Origin of the sequence: Lutibacter maritimus, assembly GCF_900116115.1 — a bacterium.
In the GTDB taxonomy this organism is placed as follows: domain Bacteria; phylum Bacteroidota; class Bacteroidia; order Flavobacteriales; family Flavobacteriaceae; genus Lutibacter; species Lutibacter maritimus.
Map to the genome: position 1 here is coordinate 120,701 of NZ_FOZP01000004.1, position 19,716 is coordinate 140,416.

The window sequence follows — 19,716 nt, forward strand, 5'->3', positions numbered from 1 at the left end:
AATAAGTCCATAATTTCATTAAAATTTGTTATTTTTACGTCAAAATAAATTATTAAACATAACACTAAAAATATGAAAGTAACAGTAGTAGGAGCTGGTGCTGTAGGTGCAAGTTGCGCTGAGTACATAGCTATTAAAAATTTCGCTTCTGAAGTTGTATTAATTGATATTAAAGAAGGATTTGCTGAAGGAAAAGCAATGGACTTAATGCAAACAGCATCATTAATGGGCTTTGACACCCAAATTACTGGTGTAACAAACGATTATTCAAAAACTGCAGGAAGTGATGTTGCAGTTATTACAAGTGGTATTCCTAGAAAACCAGGAATGACGCGCGAAGAATTAATTGGAATTAATGCTGGTATTGTAAAAACTGTATCTGCAAGTTTAGTACAATATTCTCCAAACGTTATTATTATAGTTGTAAGTAACCCAATGGATACTATGGCTTATTTAGCTCACAAATCTACAGGATTACCAAAAAACAGAATTATTGGTATGGGTGGAGCATTAGATAGTGCTCGTTTTAAATTTAGATTAGCAGAAGCTTTAGGTTGTCCACAATCTGATGTTGATGGTATGGTAATTGCTGGTCACAGTGATACTGGAATGTTACCTCTAACTCGATTAGCTGTTAGAAATAGTGTACCAGTTTCTGAATTTTTATCAGAAGAAAAATTAGCTGAAGTTGCCGAAGCTACTAAAGTTGGTGGAGCTACCTTAACAAAATTATTAGGAACTAGTGCTTGGTATGCCCCAGGTGCCGCAGTTTCTTCTATGGTTCAAGCTATTGCTTGTGACACTAAAAAAATGTTCCCTTGTTCAGCTTTATTAGAAGGTGAATATGGATTAAAAGACATTTCAATTGGTGTACCTTGTATTATTGGTAAAAACGGAATTGAAAAAATAGTTGAAATTGAATTATCTGATGCTGAAAAAGCTAAATTAGCAGAAAGCGCTGATGGCGTAAGAGCTGTAAATAATTTATTATAAAAAAATATCTTATTCATAAAAAAACTCCTCAATACTTTGTTTTTGAGGAGTTTTCATTTTTTAGTGTATATTTATCTTTCAAATAAGATACACTTACTATGGGTAAATTCAAATATTTATCGGCATATATTTTAGCTTCAACAATTTATATTTCCTTTACTTCTTTTGGAATCTGGACATATTTACCAGTAATCTTTTCCTTTGGATTTATTCCCTTATTTGAATTATTTTTTAAACCAAATGAAACAAATTTTTCTGATGAAGAAAAGAAAAATGCAAAAAGTGATAATTACTACAAATTTGTGTTGTACTCAATTATTCCAATACAACTTGGTTTAGTTATTTTATTTTTAATCAGCTTTCAGGAAAACTTATTGCTTACTGAACAAATTGGTAGAATTGCATCACTAGGAATTTTATGTGGAATATTTGGCATTAATGTTGGCCACGAACTAGGTCATAGCAACAAAAGATTTGAACAATTTTTAGGTGAAATTTTATTATTAACGTCGTTAGAAAATCATTTTTTACCATACCACAATAGTGGACATCATTACAATGTAGCAACACCTAAAGATCCCGCAACTGCCAGAAAAGGAGAGATTTTATATTTATTTTGGTTCAGATCTCAAATAGGAAGCTATATCCAAGCTTGGCAATTAGAAAATGAACGATTAACCAAAAAAGGCAGTTCAGCACTATCATTTTATAATAAAATGATAGTGTATACATTAGCGCAAATAATTTTACTTTTATCAATATATTTTATATTCAATTTTCAAACTTTAATAGCATTTATAATTGGTGCTATTGTTGGAATTTTATTGCTTGAAACTGTTAATTATATTGAACATTACGCCTTACTTAGAAATAAAAATGAAAGCGGAAATTATGAACGTGTAAAACCTCATCACTCATGGAATTCTAACCATATAATAGGCCGAACCATTTTATTTGAACTTTCTCGCCATTCCGATCACCATTACAAAGCAAGCAAACCATATCAATTGCTAGATTATATTCCAAAAAGTCCACAAATGATTACAGGGTATCCTGGAATGATGTTGTTAGCCTTAATTCCACCACTTTGGTTTAAAGTTATGCATAAAAGATTAAAACAATTTCAACAAACAATTAATAAAATATAAAATGAAACAAAACATTTCACCAATTATAAATGTTTCAGAATTAATTAAACTTAGTAAACTAAATGATATCGTAATTGTAGATGCTAGTAATGGAGCTAATGCAAAATTAAATTATGAAACAAAGCACTTAAACGATGCTCTTTTTGTTGATTTAGACACCCAATTAGCTAATATTAAAAAAAATGTCGCAAATGGTGGAAGACATCCGCTCCCAAGTATAAACCAATTTTCTAAAACATTACAAGATTTAGGAATTTCAACACAAACGCACGTAATAATTTATGATGATAAAAACGGGGCAAATGCTGCTGCAAGATTTTGGTGGATGCTTAAAGCCATTGGACATGAAAAAGTACAAGTATTAAATGGTGGCATTCAAGAAGCTGAAAGAATGTCCTTTCCAATAAATTCTAATAAAGTTAAAGCAAAAAAAGTAACTCCATATACAATAAATCAATGGCAACTTCCAACAATTTCATTAACAGCTATTGAAAAAACTGTTAAACTTAAAAATTCAATTATTATTGATGTTCGTGAAACGGCTAGATATAAAGGAGAATATGAACCAATAGATTTAGTTGCTGGGCACATACCGACAGCAATTAATATTCCTTTTATTGAAAATTTAACTAAAGATGGTTTGTTTGCATCTCCTTCCGAATTACATACCAAATATTCCAAAATAATAAATGCTTTTAAAAACAATGGACCAATAATTGTACACTGCGGATCAGGAGTTACTGCATGCCACACACTTTTAGCCTTTGAATATGCAGGCTTAAAAATGCCAACACTTTTTGTAGGCTCTTGGAGTGAATGGAGCAGAAATAACAAACCTATTGAAATCAACTAAAATTGGTTTCAATAGGTTTAAAAGTATTTATAGTAACATTAAGATAATCCAGAAATCACTCCATTTTTATCAATTTTCATTTCTTCTGAAGCTGGAACACCTGGCAATCCAGGCATTCGCATCATTTGACCTAAAATTGGTATAATAAATTTTGCTCCTGCAGCAATTTCAATTTCACGCACTGTTACCACAAAGTTTTTAGGTCGCCCAATTAAAAATTCATTATCTGAAAAAGATTTTTGAGTTTTAGCCATACAAATTGCAAAATCATTAAAACCTAAACGATCAATTCTTTTTAAATTTAATTTTGCTTGTTTATCAAAATCAACACCATCAGCGCCATAAATTTCTTTAGCAATAATTTCAATTTTTTCTTTTATTGGCATATCCCATTTATACAAAGGTTCAAAATGCGACTTGTTCAATTCAACAACTTTAACAACAGCATGAGCTAAATCCTTCGTTCCTTCACCACCTTTTGCCCAATTTTCAGATACAACTGCTTGTACTCCTAATGATTTACAATGATTAATTACAAAATTAATTTCTTCATAAGAATCATTGACAAAAGTATTAATTGCAACAACTGGCTCTATGTTAAATTTTCTGATGTTTTCAATATGTTTTTCTAAATTGCAAAAACCAGCTTTAACGTGGTGTAAATTAGGAGTGTTGATTTCTTCTGTTTTTGCGCCTCCGTGGTGTCGTAAAGCTCTAATTGTAGCAACTAACACTACTGCTTTTGGATTTAAGTTTGCCGCAGCACATTTAATATTTAAAAACTTTTCTGCACCTAAGTCAGCTCCAAACCCAGCTTCAGTTACTACGTAGTTTGATAGTGATAATCCCATTTTAGTAGCTATAATGGTATTAGTTCCTTGCGCAATATTTGCAAAAGGACCTCCATGAATAATCGCAGGATTTTCTTCTAACGTTTGTACTAAATTAGGTTGTATAGCATCTTTTAATAAAATAGCCATAGCATTTTCAGCTTTTAAATCACGTGCAAAAACGGGTTTTTTATCAAAAGTAAAACCAATTAAAATATTACCAAGTCTATTTTTTAAATCTTCAAAATCAGTAGCCATACAAAGAATTGCCATAACTTCTGAAGCTGGTGTAATATTAAAGCCATCTTCACGTGGAATACCATTTGCAACACCTCCTAAGCCAATAGTTATTTTACGTAATGATCTATCATTCATATCAATAACACGCTTCCATAAAATTGTTCTTGAATCAATATTTAAATTACAACAAGAACTTTGCAAGTTATTGTCTATTAAAGCAGCTAGTAAATTATTTGCTTTTTCTACCGCATTAAAATCTCCTGTAAAATGTAAATTAATATCTTCCATAGGAACAACTTGAGAATATCCTCCTCCTGCTGCGCCACCTTTAATTCCAAAAACAGGACCTAATGAAGGTTCTCTAAGCACAACAATTGCTTGTTTTCCTATTTTATTTAAACCTTCGGTTAAACCAATTGATACGGTTGTTTTTCCTTCACCTGCTGGTGTTGGTGTCATTGCTGTTACTAAAATTAAGTTATTCTTTTTAATTTTATCTTCATCAATTAGTGTTAAAGGCAATTTAGCTTTGTATTTTCCATACATTTCTAATGCATCTTCTTCTATGCCTAATTTTGCAGCAATTTCTTTAATGTGTAATAATTTTTTATTTTGAGCAATTTCTATATCCGATAAAACTTTCATTTTGGTAATTTTAGGTATACAAATATATAAAATTCTTAATCTGAATAAGTGATTTATATCAAAGTGTTAATTTATACTTATAAAAGAGTAAAAAGAATTGTTAGTTCCTATTTGAAATTATATATTTGCACGTTTATTACAAATGATTCTTATATTAAATTAAATAAAATGCAAAACAAAGGACTTATAAAATTATTCGCTATTCTTTTCGGATTAGTAAGTTTATACCAATTATCATTTACTTGGTTTACAAATGGTGTTGAAGATAAAGCAAAAATTTATGCTGAATCAAAATCAAATGACGGTAGAGAAATAGCAAATCTTGAAAGAGTTTATTTGGACTCTGTTGCTAACAAACCTGTTATAGATTTAGGTTTCGCTCAGTTCAGTTACAATGACATTAAAGACAAAGAGTTAAATTTAGGATTAGACTTAAAAGGTGGTATTAATGCCATTTTACAAGTATCGGTTAAAGATATCTTGATTGGGTTATCAAACGATTCTAAAAACCCTGTTTTTAATGAAGCCTTAGCAAAAGCAACTGAAGCTCAAAAAAATAGTGATAAAACTTTTTTAGACTTATTTTTTAATGAGTTTGAAAAATTAAGCGCTGGAAAAGTAAAATTAAGTGATCCTAGCATTTTTGGAAACAAATCGTTAAGAGATAAAATTAATTTCAAATTAACCGACGAAGAAGTTAAACCTATAATTGCTGATGAAATATCAGGATCTATAAGTACTGCTTTTGAAGTATTACGTAGTCGTATTGATAAATTTGGAGTTACACAGCCAAACATTCAACGTATAGGTAACTCTGGACGTATTTTAATTGAATTACCTGGAGCAAAAGATATTGACCGTGTAAAAAAATTATTACAAAGTACTGCTGAATTACAATTTTGGGAAGTATACTCTAACCAAGAAACAGCAAATTTCTTTTTTGCAGCAAATTCTGTGATAGAAAATCACTTAAAAGCAGAAAAAGAAGAAACTGCTCAAGATTCTACTACAGTTAAAGATGATTTAAATGATTTATTAGGTGAAGTTTCTGATTCTATTGCAAACAAACAAGTAGATAACTTATTTACAGTTTTAACACCAAGTGTACCACAATCTGAAAACCAAATTTCATCAGTTATTGCAACTGCTAAAGTAGCAGATACAGCAACTGTAAATAAATATTTAGCGATGAAAGATGTTAGAGCATTGTTATCTAACGAAATGAAATATGCTAAATTCTTATGGGATTCTAAACCTTTTACTTCAACAGTTGCAGCAACTAATGAAAGTGTAGATTTAATTTATTTATACGGAATTAAATCTAACAGAGAAGATCTTGCTCCAATAGAAGGTGATGTAATTGATGATGCAAGTCAAGAATACGGACAAACTGGTAAGCCAGAAGTTAGTATGACAATGAATGCAACAGGAACAAAACAATGGGCTAAAATGACTACAGAAAACGTAGGTAAATTTGTTGCAGTTGTTTTAGATGATTATGTTTATACTGCACCTTCTGTAAATACTGCTATAACAAACGGTAGAACTTCAATTTCTGGAGGAAGTATGACAGTTGTTGAAGCACAAGATATTGCAAACGTTTTAAAAGCTGGTAAATTACCTGCTGCTGCACACATTATACAATCTGAAGTAGTTGGTCCATCACTTGGTCAACAAGCTATTGACAGCAGTTTAAGTTCATTTGCTTTAGCTTTATTAATTGTATTAGCTTGGATGGTATTCTATTACGGAAAAGCTGGTGGTTTTGCAAATATTGCCTTAGCAGCTAACTTATTATTCATCTTTGGAATACTAACAGCTTTTGGAGCTGTACTAACATTACCAGGTATCGCAGGTATCATCTTAACAATTGGTATGTCCGTAGATGCTAACGTAATTATTTTTGAAAGAATAAAAGAAGAGTTAAATAGCGGAAAAGGTTTAAAAGCTGCTATTGAATACGGATTTAGTTATAAAGGAGCTTTCTCTGCAATTTTAGATGCCAACGTAACATCAATGTTAACTGGTGTTATTTTATATGTATTTGGAACAGGACCTGTAAAAGGATTTGCTTATACATTAATGGTAGGTATCGTAACATCATTATTCTCAGCAATTTTTATTACAAGATTATTAATTGACTGGTATGCTGGAAAAGGTAAAACATTTACTTTTAACACAGCTATCACTAAAAACTGGTTTACAAATATTGATGTTGAATTCCTTAAAAAACGTAAAATTGCTTATATAATTTCTGGAATTTTAATTATTGTAAGTTTAAGTTCATTAATTTCAAATGGTTTAAACTATGGTGTAGATTTTGTTGGAGGTAGATCTTATGTAGTAAAGTTTGATAAACAAATAGTAGCATCTGATGTTGCTAGTACTTTAAAAGATGTATTTGGTGATGCCCCTGAAGTTAAAACTTATGGAGAAGCTACTCAATTAAAAATAACTACTAAATACAAAATTGAAGAAGAAGGAAATCATATTGATGATGAAGTACAAGGCTTATTATATACTGGTTTAAAATCATACATTTCTGAAGACGTAAGTTTAGATGAATTTAAACCTGGATATGACGGTGATAAAAAAGTTGGTATTATGAGTTCAATTAAAGTTGAGCCAACAATTGCCGATGACATTAAAACTGCTGCAGGATGGGCAATTTTAGGTTCGTTATTAGTAATTTTCCTTTACATCCTATTCCGTTTCAGAAAATGGCAATACAGTTTAGGTGCTGTTGCAGCACTTTTCCATGATGTTATTATTGTAATTGGTATATTCTCTTTATTTTATAAAGTTTTACCTTTTGATATGGAAATTGGACAATCATTTATTGCAGCAATTCTAACAGTATTAGGTTACTCAATTAATGATACTGTAATTGTATTTGATAGAATTCGTGAATTTGCAGGAACACATACTTCTTGGAAATTCTCAACTGTAATTGATAAAGCTTTAAGTACTACATTAGGAAGAACCATAAACACATCATTAACAACATTAGTTGTATTAATTGCTATCTTCTTATTTGGAGGTGATTCAATTAAAGGATTTATGTTCGCATTAATTGTAGGTATCGTAGTAGGTACGTATTCTTCGTTATTTATTGCCTCACCAATATTATACGATACAGTAAAAAAACTAGATAAAACTAAAAAATAATAACTATTGAAATTTATTTCAAAAACCGTTTTGACGTCTCAAAACGGTTTTTGTATTTCAAATTAGCAAAGAAACTTCATTTCTAAAGTAATTTTCTAATTTGATTCTTACATTTGTAACAAAGCATTAAGATGAGCATAATTAAACTACACGACAAACATTTTAAAACGTATATATCAGCACAAGAAATTGATAACGCAATAAATACCTTAGTTACTCAAATTTCAAATGAACTAAAAGATGAAACACCATTGTTTATTGGTATTTTAAACGGTTCATTTATGTTTGTTGCTGATTTTGTTAGAAAATACAATTATAACTGTGAAGTCTCATTTGTTAAATTAGCCTCTTATGAAGGAACAAATTCTACAGGAAAAATAAAAAAATTAGTTGGAGTTAATGAAAATTTAGAAGGTAGAACAATTGTTATTTTAGAAGATATTATTGATACTGGCAATACACTTCAAGAAATATTTGAAATTTTTAAAGACAAAAATTTAAAGCAACTTAAAATAGCCACATTATTTTTTAAACCTGATGTATTTAAAAAAGAATTACCAATTGATTATGTAGGAATATCAATTCCTGATAAATTTATAGTTGGATACGGATTAGATTACAACGGTTTTGGAAGAAATTTGGCAGATATTTATCAACTTACTACTCAACCAACTATGAAAAACATTGTATTATTTGGCCCTCCAGGTGCAGGAAAGGGAACGCAGGCAGATTTGTTAAAAGAAAAATACAACCTAAAACATATTTCAACAGGGGAAGTTTTTAGATTTCATATTAAAAATGAAACTGAATTAGGAATTTTAGCTAAATCTTATATGGATCAAGGTAATTTAGTTCCAGATGAAGTTACAATTGAAATGCTAAAAGATGAAGTAAATAAAAATATAGATGTTGGCGGATTTATTTTTGATGGGTTTCCAAGAACAGAGTCACAAGCTATTGCATTGGACGAATTTTTAGCCGAGAAAGGTGAAACAATTAATGGAATGGTTGCTTTAGAAGTACCTGAAGATTTATTGATTCAAAGATTGCTTGAAAGAGGAAAAACAAGTGGAAGAAGTGATGACCAAGATGAAAGTAAAATTAGAAATCGATTCGATCAATACAACTCAAAAACAGCAATACTTAAAAATTATTACACAGTACAAAACAAATATTTTGGCGTAAATGGCGTTGGAGAAATAAAAGATATTACCGTACGATTAAGTAACGTTTTTGATAAATTATAACATAATTAAACAAACTGTAAAAGCAGAAAATAGACATAATGGTAGAAGGAAATTTTGTAGATTATATTAAAATACACGCTAATTCTGGTAAAGGAGGACGTGGTTCTGCACATTTACACAGAGAAAAATACGTGGCTAAAGGCGGACCTGACGGTGGTGACGGAGGAAGAGGTGGTCATGTAATTGTTCGTGGAGATAAAAACTTATGGACATTGTACCATTTAAAGTTTAAAAAACATTTTAAAGCCGAACATGGTGGTGACGGAAGCGCATCAAGAAGTACAGGAAAAGATGGTGAAGATGTGTATATTGATGTGCCTCTTGGAACAATTATAAGAGATGCAGAAACCCAAGAAATTCTTTTCGAAATTACAACTGAAAACACTGAACAAATACTTCTTGAAGGCGGTATGGGAGGTTTAGGAAACTGGCATTTTAAATCATCAACAAATCAAACACCTCGTTACGCACAACCAGGTATTGATGCACAAGAAGGGTGGTTTCAGTTAGAATTAAAAATTTTAGCAGATGTTGGTTTGGTTGGATTTCCTAATGCAGGAAAATCGACTTTACTATCTGTTGTAACTGCTGCTAAACCTAAAATTGCAGATTATGCTTTTACTACATTAAAACCAAATTTAGGAATTGTTGAATATCGAGATTTTCAAACTTTTGTAATGGCAGATATTCCTGGAATTATAGAAGGTGCTGCTGAAGGTAAAGGATTAGGACATAGATTTTTAAGACATATTGAACGAAACTCAACATTATTATTTTTAATTCCTGCGGATTCAGAAAACATTCAAAAAGAATATGACATTTTATTAAATGAACTACAACAGCATAACCCTGAACTTTTAGATAAAAATAGATTGTTAGCAATCTCTAAATCAGACATGTTAGACGAGGAATTAAAAAATGAATTAAAGAAAGAACTTCCAACAGGAATTCAAACATTATTTATTTCATCAGTTGCTCAACAAGGTTTAACCGAGTTAAAAGACACATTATGGAAAATGCTAAATTCATAGTATAATTATAAATAATTAACATAAAAAAAGGGACGTATTAATACGTCCCTTTTTTATGCTATATACAAAGTGTTTTAGGCTTTACAAGAACAAGCTCCAGGTTTGCATTTAGATTTAGCGCTTTCTAAATTTGCAACTTCATCTTTACAAGTACATTTTCCCGGTTCACATTTTGTACATGCAACTTCGTCTTTTTCTTGACAAGTACATTTACCTTCAGGACATGTACATTCTCCAGCTTCTTTACATTTGCAACCCTCTGCATGTTCCATATTTGCAGCTTTTTCTTTTAAGTCCATTTTACAAACTGGACAAGAACCTTCTTCTGCATAAGTTTTACCTTTTTCACAATCCATTGGGCATTGGTAAGTTTTAGACGCCATAGCATCATGGTCATGTCCTTCATGACTTTCCATTTGAACTTCTTCTTTTGCCTCTTCTTTTTTAGTTTCTTTACAAGCAGTAAATAATACTGCAAAAGAAAAAATTGTAGCAACTACAAAAATAATTTTTTTCATAATACTTTAATTAACGTTAAAATTGATATTTTTTTAAAGGCGTAATTTACTAAAAATAAAACAATAAAATATTTTGTGTGACTCAAAATATAAACACCTGATTATATTACACTTAATGAAGACATATTAATTATCGTTACTTTTAAAAGCTAACCGTTGATAATAAAATGCTGGAATTAGCAGTAATAAAATTATTGGATGAATTAAAAAACGACGTAAATAAAATATCACTAAATAACCATTTATTAATTGATATTTAATCACTAAAAAAAATAAAATCATTAAAATTAAAAAAGTAATAACATACACTTTTGAAGAAAATCTTATAACGCTTTTTTTATTAAAAATTACATACAAAATTGATAATGAGATTATTGTATTTATAAAAAATCTAAAAGATAGGTTTAACATATATAAACTCCAATTTAAATCAGGGATAGGTTTATGTAAATAGTCGCTTTTAAAATAGTCTATTAAAGGATCGTACAAAAAGGGTTCTAAAAAAACTCTAACACCTATTAAACATAGTATTAATAAAAATAATAATCCAAATTTTGCAATTTTACCCATTATTTTTGTTTTGAAAATTTAGACACCCACACAATCCATAACATAAAAGTAAAGCCATAAATTAAAGCAGGAAAAAAAATATCGTGCAACATATACTCGTACTCAGGAAATTTATACAATGCAATAGTAATTACAGCAATTCTAACAACATTTATTAAATAAATCAATAAGCTTCCAACTAAAATAAATAGCAAAGTTTGCTTAAATTTTCCTGAAAACGCCACAATAAATGCAATAAATAAAATTATAATACTTATTGAATTACAACCTTCAATAACTCTAGCAATTGGTTTTTTATCAATAATTACTTGGTATGATAACTCATAGTTACTTTGTACTATTTCAGAATTATAACCAAAACTATTAATTAAAAAATTACTTTGTTTAGCAACAATTTCTGTAACTGAATCACAAGAGTAAAAAGTTAGTTGTTTTTGACTATTACTTAAATAAATAGAATACAATAAAAATAACAAGGCATAAGTGCCAAAAAATTTAACTAAAAATAATATAACGGTTTTATTATTTTGCACTCAAAAAGATTTATATTTTTGCATAAAATTACAAATTAATATGAACTTATCTCAACTAAAAGAATCTGTTGTATCTATTATTAACAGCACCAATACAAAACCATTTAAACTACAAGCTATTTGCGATTTACTAAAAAAAGAAATTTCGTATTATGATTGGGTTGGCTTTTACTTTAAAAATGGAGATAAACATGAATTAAAATTAGCCGAATTTGCTGGTGAACCAACCGAACATACAATTATACCTTTTGGAAAAGGAATTTGCGGGCAAGTAGCCATTAGCAACCAAAACTTTGTTGTGCCAGATGTAACCGCTCAAGATAATTATATTTCTTGTGGATGGAAAGTTAAAAGCGAAATTGTAATCCCTATTTTTGTTAATCAAGAAAATATTGGACAAATAGATATTGATTCACACACAGTTAACCCATTTACAAAAAATGATGAAGAACTGTTAGAATTTGTATGTAAAAAAGTAGCACAAATACTATAAAAAATTTATTTGTATTATAATTATATTGAATAATCTTAATTGCAACATAGTTATAATTATATTTTTACAATTTTTATATGTTAAAACTTTATACTAAAAAGAAACTTAAAATAAAACAACTCATCTCAAAAAAGCTGTTTAAAGACATATTAAACTCAAAAAAAGTTAACAACCAAAAATCACCAAACTACCTTGAAATGGTTCATAATTTTGAATCAAAAATCAAAAAGAATTAATAAAAATTTAGTATTCTTTTGTTTTGTTTAAACTGTTGATAATTATTAGCTTTGCGCAAAAATAACAACACAACAAAATGAGCATAACTAAAAAAGCAAAATCAGCATTAATTTCAGTATTTCATAAAGACGGATTAGCCCCAATAGTTGAAAAACTTAACCAATTAGGAATCACAATATACTCTACCGGAGGTACAGAAGATTTTATTAAAAAATTGGGAATTAACGTTGTCCCTGTAGAAGAATTAACTTCATATCCATCAATTTTAGGAGGAAGAGTTAAAACATTACACCCAAAAGTTTTTGGTGGAATTTTAGCTAGACGTGAAAACGAACAAGATTTAGCTCAATTAGTTGAATACAATATCCCTGAATTAGATATTGTAATTGTTGATTTATATCCTTTTGAAAAAACAGTTGCAAGTGGCGCAACTGAGCAAGATATTATTGAAAAAATAGATATTGGAGGAATCTCATTAATTAGAGCAGCTGCCAAAAATTTTAAAGATGTAATTTGTGTTTCATCAATGAATCAGTACGATGAGTTTTTACAAATTATGACTAATGGAAATGGCGCAACTACTATAGAAGAACGTAAAAACTTTGCTGCAAAATCGTTTGCAGTTTCAAGTCATTATGATAGTGCAATATTTAATTATTTAAATAAAAACGAAATTGCTTTTAGAGAAAGTTTTGATGCATCATCAATTTTAAGATATGGTGAAAATCCCCATCAAAAAGGTTATTTCTTTGGAAATTTAGATGAATTGTTTGATAAATTACACGGAAAAGAACTTTCATATAATAATTTATTAGATGTTGATGCTGCTGTAAACTTGATGAGTGAGTTTAAAAACGACGCTCCAACTTTTGCCATTTTAAAACATAATAACGCTTGTGGATTGGCACAAAGAGAAACTTTAAAACAAGCCTATGTTGATGCTTTAGCTGGCGATCCAACTTCAGCTTTTGGAGGTGTTTTAATTTCAAATAAAGATATTGACCTCGCAACAGCCAAAGAAATTAACAATTTATTTTGTGAAGTTGTAATTGCACCAAACTACTCAAACGATGCTTTAGAAGTTTTAAAAAGCAAAAAAAATAGAATTATATTAATTCAAAAAAATATTGAATTACCACAAGTACAATATCGCACTGCATTAAATGGAGTTCTTTTTCAAGAGAAAGACAACAAAACAGATGATGCTAGCGTTATTAATACAGCAACAAAAAAAGAACCTTCAAAAGAAGAATTAGACGATTTATTTTTTGCATCAAAAATTTGTAAACATACCAAATCAAATACCATTGTTTTAGTTAAAAACAAACAACTTTTTGCAAGCGGAACTGGTCAAACTAGTAGAGTTGATGCTTTAGAACAAGCAATTGCTAAGGCAAAACATTTTAAATTTGACTTAAACAATGCAGTAATGGCTAGCGATGCTTTTTTCCCTTTCCCAGATTGTGTTGAAATTGCAAAAAACGCAGGAATAAATGCTGTAATTCAGCCAGGAGGATCAATTAAAGATCAGTTATCTATTGATTATTGTGATAACAATGAAATGTCTATGATATTTACAGGTATTCGTCATTTCAAACACTAATTTTAGTAACTTTACAACGTTTCAAAATAAAAAAATAAAAAAAAGTAAAATATATGGGTTTTTTCGACTTTATGACTGAAGATATTGCCATGGATTTAGGTACAGCGAACACCTTAATAATACATGATGGTAAGGTAGTTGTTGATGCTCCTTCAATTGTTGCAAGAGATAGAAATACAGGCAAAATTATTGCAGTTGGTAAAAAGGCCAGTTTAATGCAAGGAAAAACTCATGAGAATATAAAAACTATTCGCCCTTTAAAAGACGGTGTAATTGCAGATTTTGAGGCTTCGGAGTTAATGATAAAAGAGTTTATTAAAAATATACCGAACATAAAAAAACGTTTTTTTACACCTTCACTACGTTTAGTTATTTGTATTCCATCTGGAATTACAGAAGTAGAAAAACGTGCCGTCATAGATTCTGCAGAACATATGAATGCCAAAGAAATTTATCTAATTCATGAGCCAATGGCTGCTGCAATTGGTATTGGTATTGATATTATGCAACCAAAAGGCAATATGATTATTGATATTGGAGGAGGTACAACAGAAATTGCAGTTATTGCACTTGGCGGAATTGTTTGCGACAAATCTGTAAAAGTTGCTGGCGACGTTTTTACTGGTGACATTGCATATTATATGCGTACACAACACAATTTATATGTTGGTGAACGTACTGCTGAAAAAATTAAAATTCAAATTGGTGCTGCTACCGAAGATTTGGAAACACCACCAGAAGATATGTTAGTACAAGGAAGAGATTTATTAAGCGGAAAACCAAAACAAGTTCAGGTTTCATTTAGAGAAATTGCAAAAGCATTAGATAAATCTATTTTAAGAATTGAAGATGCCGTTATGGAAACTTTATCAAAAACACCTCCTGAATTAGCCGCTGACATTTACAATACTGGAATATATTTAGCTGGTGGAGGATCAATGCTTAGAGGGTTAGATAAACGTTTATCTAGAAAAACTGACTTACCAGTTTACGTTGCGGAAGATCCGCTAAGAGCTGTTGTTAGAGGAACAGGAATTGCCTTAAAAGATCTTGAAAAATTCAAAAATGTATTAATGAAATAGTAAACTTCCAACACCTAATATGCAGCATTTAATTTATTTTATCAGAAAATATAGATACTTTCTGCTGTTTATTCTGTTAGAAATTTTAGCTTTTTATTTTACCATTCAGCACCACTCCTATCATCAAAGTAAGTTTGTGAATTCTGCTAATTTTATTAGTGGTGGATTATACAATAAGGTAAATTCTATAAATGAGTATTTTCATTTAAAAACTGAAAATCAACTTTTAAATGAAGAAAATGCGCATTTAAAAAATCAGCTCGAAATAATTCAAACAGCTAAAAATGATAGTATTTATACAGTAATAGATACCACCACACATAATATTCAGAAATATGAGTATACAGTTGCTAAAGTTATCAATAATAATTTTGTTAAAAGAAACAATTATTTAACCATAAATAAAGGCACAAATAACGGTATTTCTCCAGAATTAGGCGTTGTTAATAGTAAAGGAATAATTGGAGTTGTTAAAAATGTTTCTCCAAAATTTGCAACGGTACTTTCTATTTTAAATAGCAATTCTAAAATAAATGTACGGTTAAAAAATAGCAATCATTTTGGTTCGTTAATTTGGAATGGAAATGATTATAATTTTGTACAGATAATTGATTTTCCTAGGCAAGCAAAATTAAAAAAAGGAGATACTATAATTACAGGAGGAAAATCGGCTATTTTTCCTGAAGGAATAAGTGTTGGAACTATACATACTATTGTAATAAAAAATCATCAATATCATCAAATAAATGTGAAATTATTTAATGATATGAGTGCAATTGGTCAGGTACAAATTGTAAAAAATCTTCAAAAAGAAGAACAACTAAATTTAGAAGAAAAATCTAATAATGAATAACGTGGTATTAAATAATAGCATCCGATTTATTGGCCTATTACTTTTACAAGTTTTAATTTTAAACCATGTAAATTTATTTGGCTTTATTAATCCTTTGTTATACATTGTTTGGGTATTGCTTTTTCCAATTAAAAAAAATAAATCTGCAATATTGTTCCTTAGTTTTTTATTAGGTTTAAGTGTTGATTTTTTTTTAGATTCGGGAGGAATTCACGCAGCAGCTACACTTTTTATTGCTTACATTAGGCTTCCAATATTAAATACAGTTTTAGGAAAATCAGATTTTGATTACCTACTTTTTAATATAAGAAGTATTGCATTTATTAAAGCTTTATCGTTTATCACCATACTTACTTTAATTCATCATTTCATAGTTTTTAGTTTAGAATATTTTAGTTTTAATGCTATAACATCAATTATGTATAATACGATATTAACTGGAATATTTACTATAATTTTAAGTGTTTTAGGAATCATTTTATTTACAAAAAAGAAATAATGAAAAGATTTAATCTTTTATCGTTTTCAGTTATTTTAATAAGTGTAATATATATTGCACGTTTATTCTATTTGCAATTATTAGAGAATGATTATAATATTCCCACGTTAAATAGTTCTGCGGTTAAAGTTGTATATGATTATCCTGAACGAGGTTATATTTATGATAGAAATGGTATTTTATTAGTAGCAAATCAGGCATCATATGATATTATGATTGTACCTAATGAAGTAAAACATTTAGATACTTTAGAATTTTGCAATTTACTTAAAATTACAAAAGAAGATTTGATAAAAAAAACTGAAAAGGCTATAAGATATTCCACCAGAATTCCTTCTATTTTTTTAGCACAACTTTCTAAAACTGATTATGCATTTCTTCAAGAAAAAATGTATAAGTATAAAGGTTTTTATATCCAAAAAAGGTCAATCAGAGAATATCCTGTAAAATCAGCACCAAACGTTTTAGGATATATTAGCGAAGTAAATGAAGGTTTAATTGCCAAAAATCCGTATTATCAAATAGGAGAATTAATTGGTACTGCCGGAATTGAAAAAACCTATGAAGAAGTATTAAGAGGAACCAAAGGTGTAAAATACATTCAAAGAAACAGGTTTAATAAAGAAATTGGATCATTTAAAAATGGTGTTTTTGATACCTTACCTGTTCCTGGTAAAGATATCACTTTAACAATTGATAGTAAATTACAACAATATGGCGAAGCCTTAATGGCTAATAAAAGAGGCGGAATAGTTGCTATAGAACCAAGTTCAGGAGAAATTTTAGCATTAATTTCAATGCCAACTTATGATCCTAATTTAATGGTTGGAAGAGAACGATCTGCTAATTTCACAAAATTATATTTAGATAGTATTAGCAGACCACTTTTAGATAGAGGTTTACAAGCACAATATCCTCCAGGTTCACCTTTTAAAATAATTTCAGCACTAACAGCTCTTCAAGAAAATGTAATAACGCCTTATACAACTACAACTTGCCATGGTGGTTACAAATATGGATCTGGAGCTGGTTCTTTTATGAAATGTCACTGCGAAACAGGATATCCAATTGATTTAAATGTAGCAATTTACAGATCTTGTAATAGCTATTTTTCTAATGCCTACAGAAAAGTTATTGAAAAATATAAAACTCCTTACGAAGGAATGAACGTTTGGAACAAACATGTAGAAAGTTTTGGATTAGGAAATTATTTAAATAATGATTTAGCAGTTGGTCAAAAAGGAAACATTCCTGATGGTGATTACTACAACAGAGTGTATCCAAATGGCAGATGGCGCGCTACAGCAACCATATCAAATGCAATTGGTCAAGGTGAAGTTTTAACAACGCCTATTCAATTGGCAAATATGACTGCAACAGTTGCTAATAGAGGTTTTTATTTTACACCTCATATTGCAAAACATATAGAAGGAGTTCCTTTAGATAAAAAATTTACAACGCCTAATTATACCACTATTGATAAAAAATATTTTGAGCCAGTTATTGAAGGTTTATTTAATGTAGTTGATAATCCAAGAGGAACAGCCCATTGGTCAAAAGTTGAAGGAATTGATATTTGCGGAAAAACTGGAACAGCCGAAAATCCTCACGGGCAAGACCATTCTATATTTATTGCATTTGCACCAAAAGATAACCCTAAAATTGCCATTGCAGTTTTTGTTGAAAATGGGTATTGGGGATCTCGTTGGGCAGGACCAATTGCTACATTAATGATTGAAAACTATTTAAAAGGTAAAACAAACAGACCATTAGTTGAGGAACGAATGTTTAATGGAAGCATTCAAGAAGAATATAATAAACAAATACAAGGAAATTTAAGACATTGAGAAGTAAAAAAAACAATATTTTTTTAGGAATTGATTGGTTATTGGTGTTATTCTATTTCATCCTAATATTTTTAGGATGGTTAAATATTTATGCAGCTACAGTTACTGAAGATGAATATGAAATAATAAACTTATCTTCAGAATATGGAAAGCAAATAATTTGGATTGGCTTAAGTGTACCTATTATTTTACTTATTTTAATGTTTGATGCTAAAATGTATGAAAAATACGCTTCAATTATTTATGTCACTTCGCTTATATCTTTATTAGGACTTTTTGTGTTTGGAAAAAACATAAATGGAGCCACTTCATGGTATGGATTTGGTATTTTTAGCTTACAACCCTCAGAGTTTGTTAAAGCCACTACTGCCCTAGCAATGGCAAAATTAGTAAGTGAAAAAATGTTTAACTTAAAAAACCTTGAAACCCAAATTCAATCTATTTTAATATTATTTTTTCCAGCAATATTAATTACTTTACAACCAGATCCAGGATCGGCATTAGTGTATGGTGCTTTTATCTTTGTATTATATAGAGAAGGGTTACCCTTTTATTTTATTACAGTAGGTATTACTGCACTTATTTTATTTATTTCAACACTTATATTTGGGTATTTTATAACCCTTATTGCATCTTTAGTTTTATTCTTTTTAATTTTAATTTACTTTTATTTTTATAGAAAAAGAGCTTTTAAAAGAGGTTGGTTAAAAATTATAGGTATATACATAATGTCTGCCTTATTTATATTTAGCATCGACTTTGTTTTTAATCAAGTATTTGAGCAACGCCACAGAGATCGATTCAATATTTTATTAGGAAAAACAGCCGACACTAAAAGTATAGGTTACAATACAAATCAATCAGTTACAACCATCGCAAACGGCGGTTTTTTTGGAAAAGGATTTTTAGAAGGAGAACGTACCAAAGGAGATTTTGTACCAGAGCAACAAACAGATTACATTTTTACAACCGTTGGTGAAGAATGGGGATTTTTAGGAAGTTCAATTGTTATTATTTTATTTGTACTATTTATTTTACGAATTATTCAAATTGCAGAACGTCAGAAATCAAAATTTAGTAGAGTATATGGTTACAGCATTGCAGCCATATTTTTTACTCATTTTACAATAAATATTGGAATGGTTCTAGGTTTACTGCCAACTATTGGAATTCCACTTCCCTTTTTTAGCTATGGAGGATCTGCGCTTTGGGGATTCACAGTATTACTTTTTATATTTATTAAGTTAGATGCTAACAGAATTTATGAGTGGTAATTAAAAAAACTAATTTCACATACATATTAAACAAAAAAAAGCATCCTTTTAG

General features: G+C 29.5%; 17 protein-coding genes. 13 read left to right on the forward strand and 4 right to left on the reverse strand.

Annotated elements, in window-relative coordinates; all coding sequences use genetic code 11:
• Positions 1-72 precede the first annotated feature (72 nt).
• The 3 genes from BM335_RS07725 (at position 73) to BM335_RS07735 (ending at position 2,994) form a co-directional block, all read left to right on the forward strand.
• The gene (locus tag BM335_RS07725) at positions 73-993 is read left to right on the forward strand and encodes a malate dehydrogenase (protein ID WP_090225092.1); all 921 of its coding nucleotides are present in this window, start codon (positions 73-75) and stop codon (positions 991-993) included.
• Between the two features lie 98 nt (positions 994-1,091).
• Positions 1,092-2,141, forward strand: coding sequence for an alkane 1-monooxygenase (locus BM335_RS07730; RefSeq protein ID WP_090225095.1), 1,050 nt, complete (start codon positions 1,092-1,094; stop codon positions 2,139-2,141).
• Between the two features lies 1 nt (position 2,142).
• Complete coding sequence (locus BM335_RS07735) at positions 2,143-2,994, forward strand: sulfurtransferase (RefSeq protein WP_090225097.1); 852 nt, start codon at positions 2,143-2,145, stop codon at positions 2,992-2,994.
• Between the two features lie 38 nt (positions 2,995-3,032).
• Here BM335_RS07735 and BM335_RS07740 read toward each other — a convergent pair whose 3' ends face one another.
• Positions 3,033-4,709, reverse strand: coding sequence for a formate--tetrahydrofolate ligase (locus BM335_RS07740; protein WP_090225100.1), 1,677 nt, complete (start codon positions 4,707-4,709; stop codon positions 3,033-3,035).
• A gap of 168 nt (positions 4,710-4,877) precedes the next feature.
• On the opposite strand from BM335_RS07740, the gene secDF reads away from it, so the two are divergent.
• From secDF to obgE, 3 genes are all read left to right on the forward strand, one after another.
• Entirely contained in the window at positions 4,878-7,877 is a 3,000-nt protein-coding gene (secDF, locus tag BM335_RS07745; RefSeq protein ID WP_090225588.1) for a protein translocase subunit SecDF, read from the forward strand.
• Between the two features lie 131 nt (positions 7,878-8,008).
• The gene (locus tag BM335_RS07750; protein WP_090225103.1) at positions 8,009-9,124 is read left to right on the forward strand and encodes an adenylate kinase; all 1,116 of its coding nucleotides are present in this window, start codon (positions 8,009-8,011) and stop codon (positions 9,122-9,124) included.
• A gap of 38 nt (positions 9,125-9,162) precedes the next feature.
• Positions 9,163-10,155: a GTPase ObgE gene (gene obgE / locus BM335_RS07755; protein WP_090225105.1), complete on the forward strand. Its 993-nt coding sequence runs from the start codon at positions 9,163-9,165 to the stop codon at positions 10,153-10,155.
• A gap of 74 nt (positions 10,156-10,229) precedes the next feature.
• Here obgE and BM335_RS15825 read toward each other — a convergent pair whose 3' ends face one another.
• The 3 genes from BM335_RS15825 to xrtF all read right to left on the reverse strand — a co-directional run bounded on the left by BM335_RS15825 (position 10,230) and on the right by xrtF (position 11,776).
• Complete coding sequence (locus BM335_RS15825; RefSeq protein WP_090225108.1) at positions 10,230-10,673, reverse strand: heavy metal-binding domain-containing protein; 444 nt, start codon at positions 10,671-10,673, stop codon at positions 10,230-10,232.
• A gap of 126 nt (positions 10,674-10,799) precedes the next feature.
• Positions 10,800-11,243, reverse strand: coding sequence for an exosortase F system-associated membrane protein (locus BM335_RS07765; RefSeq protein WP_090225111.1), 444 nt, complete (start codon positions 11,241-11,243; stop codon positions 10,800-10,802).
• Positions 11,243-11,776, reverse strand: a complete 534-nt coding sequence (xrtF, locus tag BM335_RS07770; RefSeq protein WP_090225113.1) for an exosortase family protein XrtF — start codon at positions 11,774-11,776, stop codon at positions 11,243-11,245. The genes BM335_RS07765 and xrtF overlap by 1 nt, the downstream gene beginning before the upstream one ends.
• Before the next feature lie 40 nt (positions 11,777-11,816).
• Here xrtF and BM335_RS07775 point away from each other — a divergent pair, with 40 nt between their 5' ends.
• The 7 genes from BM335_RS07775 (at position 11,817) to rodA (ending at position 19,664) form a co-directional block, all read left to right on the forward strand.
• Positions 11,817-12,269 (forward strand): GAF domain-containing protein, encoded by a 453-nt coding sequence (locus tag BM335_RS07775; protein WP_090225116.1) that lies wholly within the window; start codon positions 11,817-11,819, stop codon positions 12,267-12,269.
• A gap of 313 nt (positions 12,270-12,582) precedes the next feature.
• Positions 12,583-14,109 carry a bifunctional phosphoribosylaminoimidazolecarboxamide formyltransferase/IMP cyclohydrolase gene (purH, locus tag BM335_RS07780; protein ID WP_090225119.1) on the forward strand — a complete coding sequence of 509 codons (1,527 nt, stop codon included), beginning with the start codon at positions 12,583-12,585 and terminating at the stop codon, positions 14,107-14,109.
• Between the two features lie 53 nt (positions 14,110-14,162).
• Entirely contained in the window at positions 14,163-15,191 is a 1,029-nt protein-coding gene (locus tag BM335_RS07785; protein ID WP_090225122.1) for a rod shape-determining protein, read from the forward strand.
• Between the two features lie 19 nt (positions 15,192-15,210).
• Positions 15,211-16,044 carry a rod shape-determining protein MreC gene (mreC, locus tag BM335_RS07790; RefSeq protein WP_090225125.1) on the forward strand — a complete coding sequence of 278 codons (834 nt, stop codon included), beginning with the start codon at positions 15,211-15,213 and terminating at the stop codon, positions 16,042-16,044.
• Entirely contained in the window at positions 16,037-16,543 is a 507-nt protein-coding gene (gene mreD / locus BM335_RS07795; protein WP_090225128.1) for a rod shape-determining protein MreD, read from the forward strand. Before mreC ends, mreD begins: the two co-directional genes overlap by 8 nt.
• Entirely contained in the window at positions 16,543-18,390 is a 1,848-nt protein-coding gene (mrdA, locus tag BM335_RS07800) for a penicillin-binding protein 2 (protein WP_090225130.1), read from the forward strand. Before mreD ends, mrdA begins: the two co-directional genes overlap by 1 nt.
• Positions 18,387-19,664 carry a rod shape-determining protein RodA gene (rodA, locus tag BM335_RS07805; protein WP_090225133.1) on the forward strand — a complete coding sequence of 426 codons (1,278 nt, stop codon included), beginning with the start codon at positions 18,387-18,389 and terminating at the stop codon, positions 19,662-19,664. Before mrdA ends, rodA begins: the two co-directional genes overlap by 4 nt.
• Positions 19,665-19,716 lie beyond the last annotated feature (52 nt).

Bases quoted from the DNA above. Each gene is read 5' to 3' on its own strand.
- BM335_RS07775 (WP_090225116.1), top strand. From the start codon at position 11,817: ATGAACTTATCTCAACTAAAAGAATCTGTTGTATCTATTATTAACAGC.
- BM335_RS07730 (WP_090225095.1), top strand. From the start codon at position 1,092: ATGGGTAAATTCAAATATTTATCGGCATATATTTTAGCTTCAACAATT.
- mreC (WP_090225125.1), top strand. From the start codon at position 15,211: ATGCAGCATTTAATTTATTTTATCAGAAAATATAGATACTTTCTGCTG.
- secDF (WP_090225588.1), top strand. From the start codon at position 4,878: ATGCAAAACAAAGGACTTATAAAATTATTCGCTATTCTTTTCGGATTA.
- mrdA (WP_090225130.1), top strand. From the start codon at position 16,543: ATGAAAAGATTTAATCTTTTATCGTTTTCAGTTATTTTAATAAGTGTA.
- BM335_RS15825 (WP_090225108.1), bottom strand. From the start codon at position 10,673: ATGAAAAAAATTATTTTTGTAGTTGCTACAATTTTTTCTTTTGCAGTA.
- BM335_RS07765 (WP_090225111.1), bottom strand. From the start codon at position 11,243: ATGGGTAAAATTGCAAAATTTGGATTATTATTTTTATTAATACTATGT.
- BM335_RS07785 (WP_090225122.1), top strand. From the start codon at position 14,163: ATGGGTTTTTTCGACTTTATGACTGAAGATATTGCCATGGATTTAGGT.
- BM335_RS07740 (WP_090225100.1), bottom strand. From the start codon at position 4,709: ATGAAAGTTTTATCGGATATAGAAATTGCTCAAAATAAAAAATTATTA.
- BM335_RS07750 (WP_090225103.1), top strand. From the start codon at position 8,009: ATGAGCATAATTAAACTACACGACAAACATTTTAAAACGTATATATCA.
- BM335_RS07735 (WP_090225097.1), top strand. From the start codon at position 2,143: ATGAAACAAAACATTTCACCAATTATAAATGTTTCAGAATTAATTAAA.
- obgE (WP_090225105.1), top strand. From the start codon at position 9,163: ATGGTAGAAGGAAATTTTGTAGATTATATTAAAATACACGCTAATTCT.
- BM335_RS07725 (WP_090225092.1), top strand. From the start codon at position 73: ATGAAAGTAACAGTAGTAGGAGCTGGTGCTGTAGGTGCAAGTTGCGCT.
- purH (WP_090225119.1), top strand. From the start codon at position 12,583: ATGAGCATAACTAAAAAAGCAAAATCAGCATTAATTTCAGTATTTCAT.
- mreD (WP_090225128.1), top strand. From the start codon at position 16,037: ATGAATAACGTGGTATTAAATAATAGCATCCGATTTATTGGCCTATTA.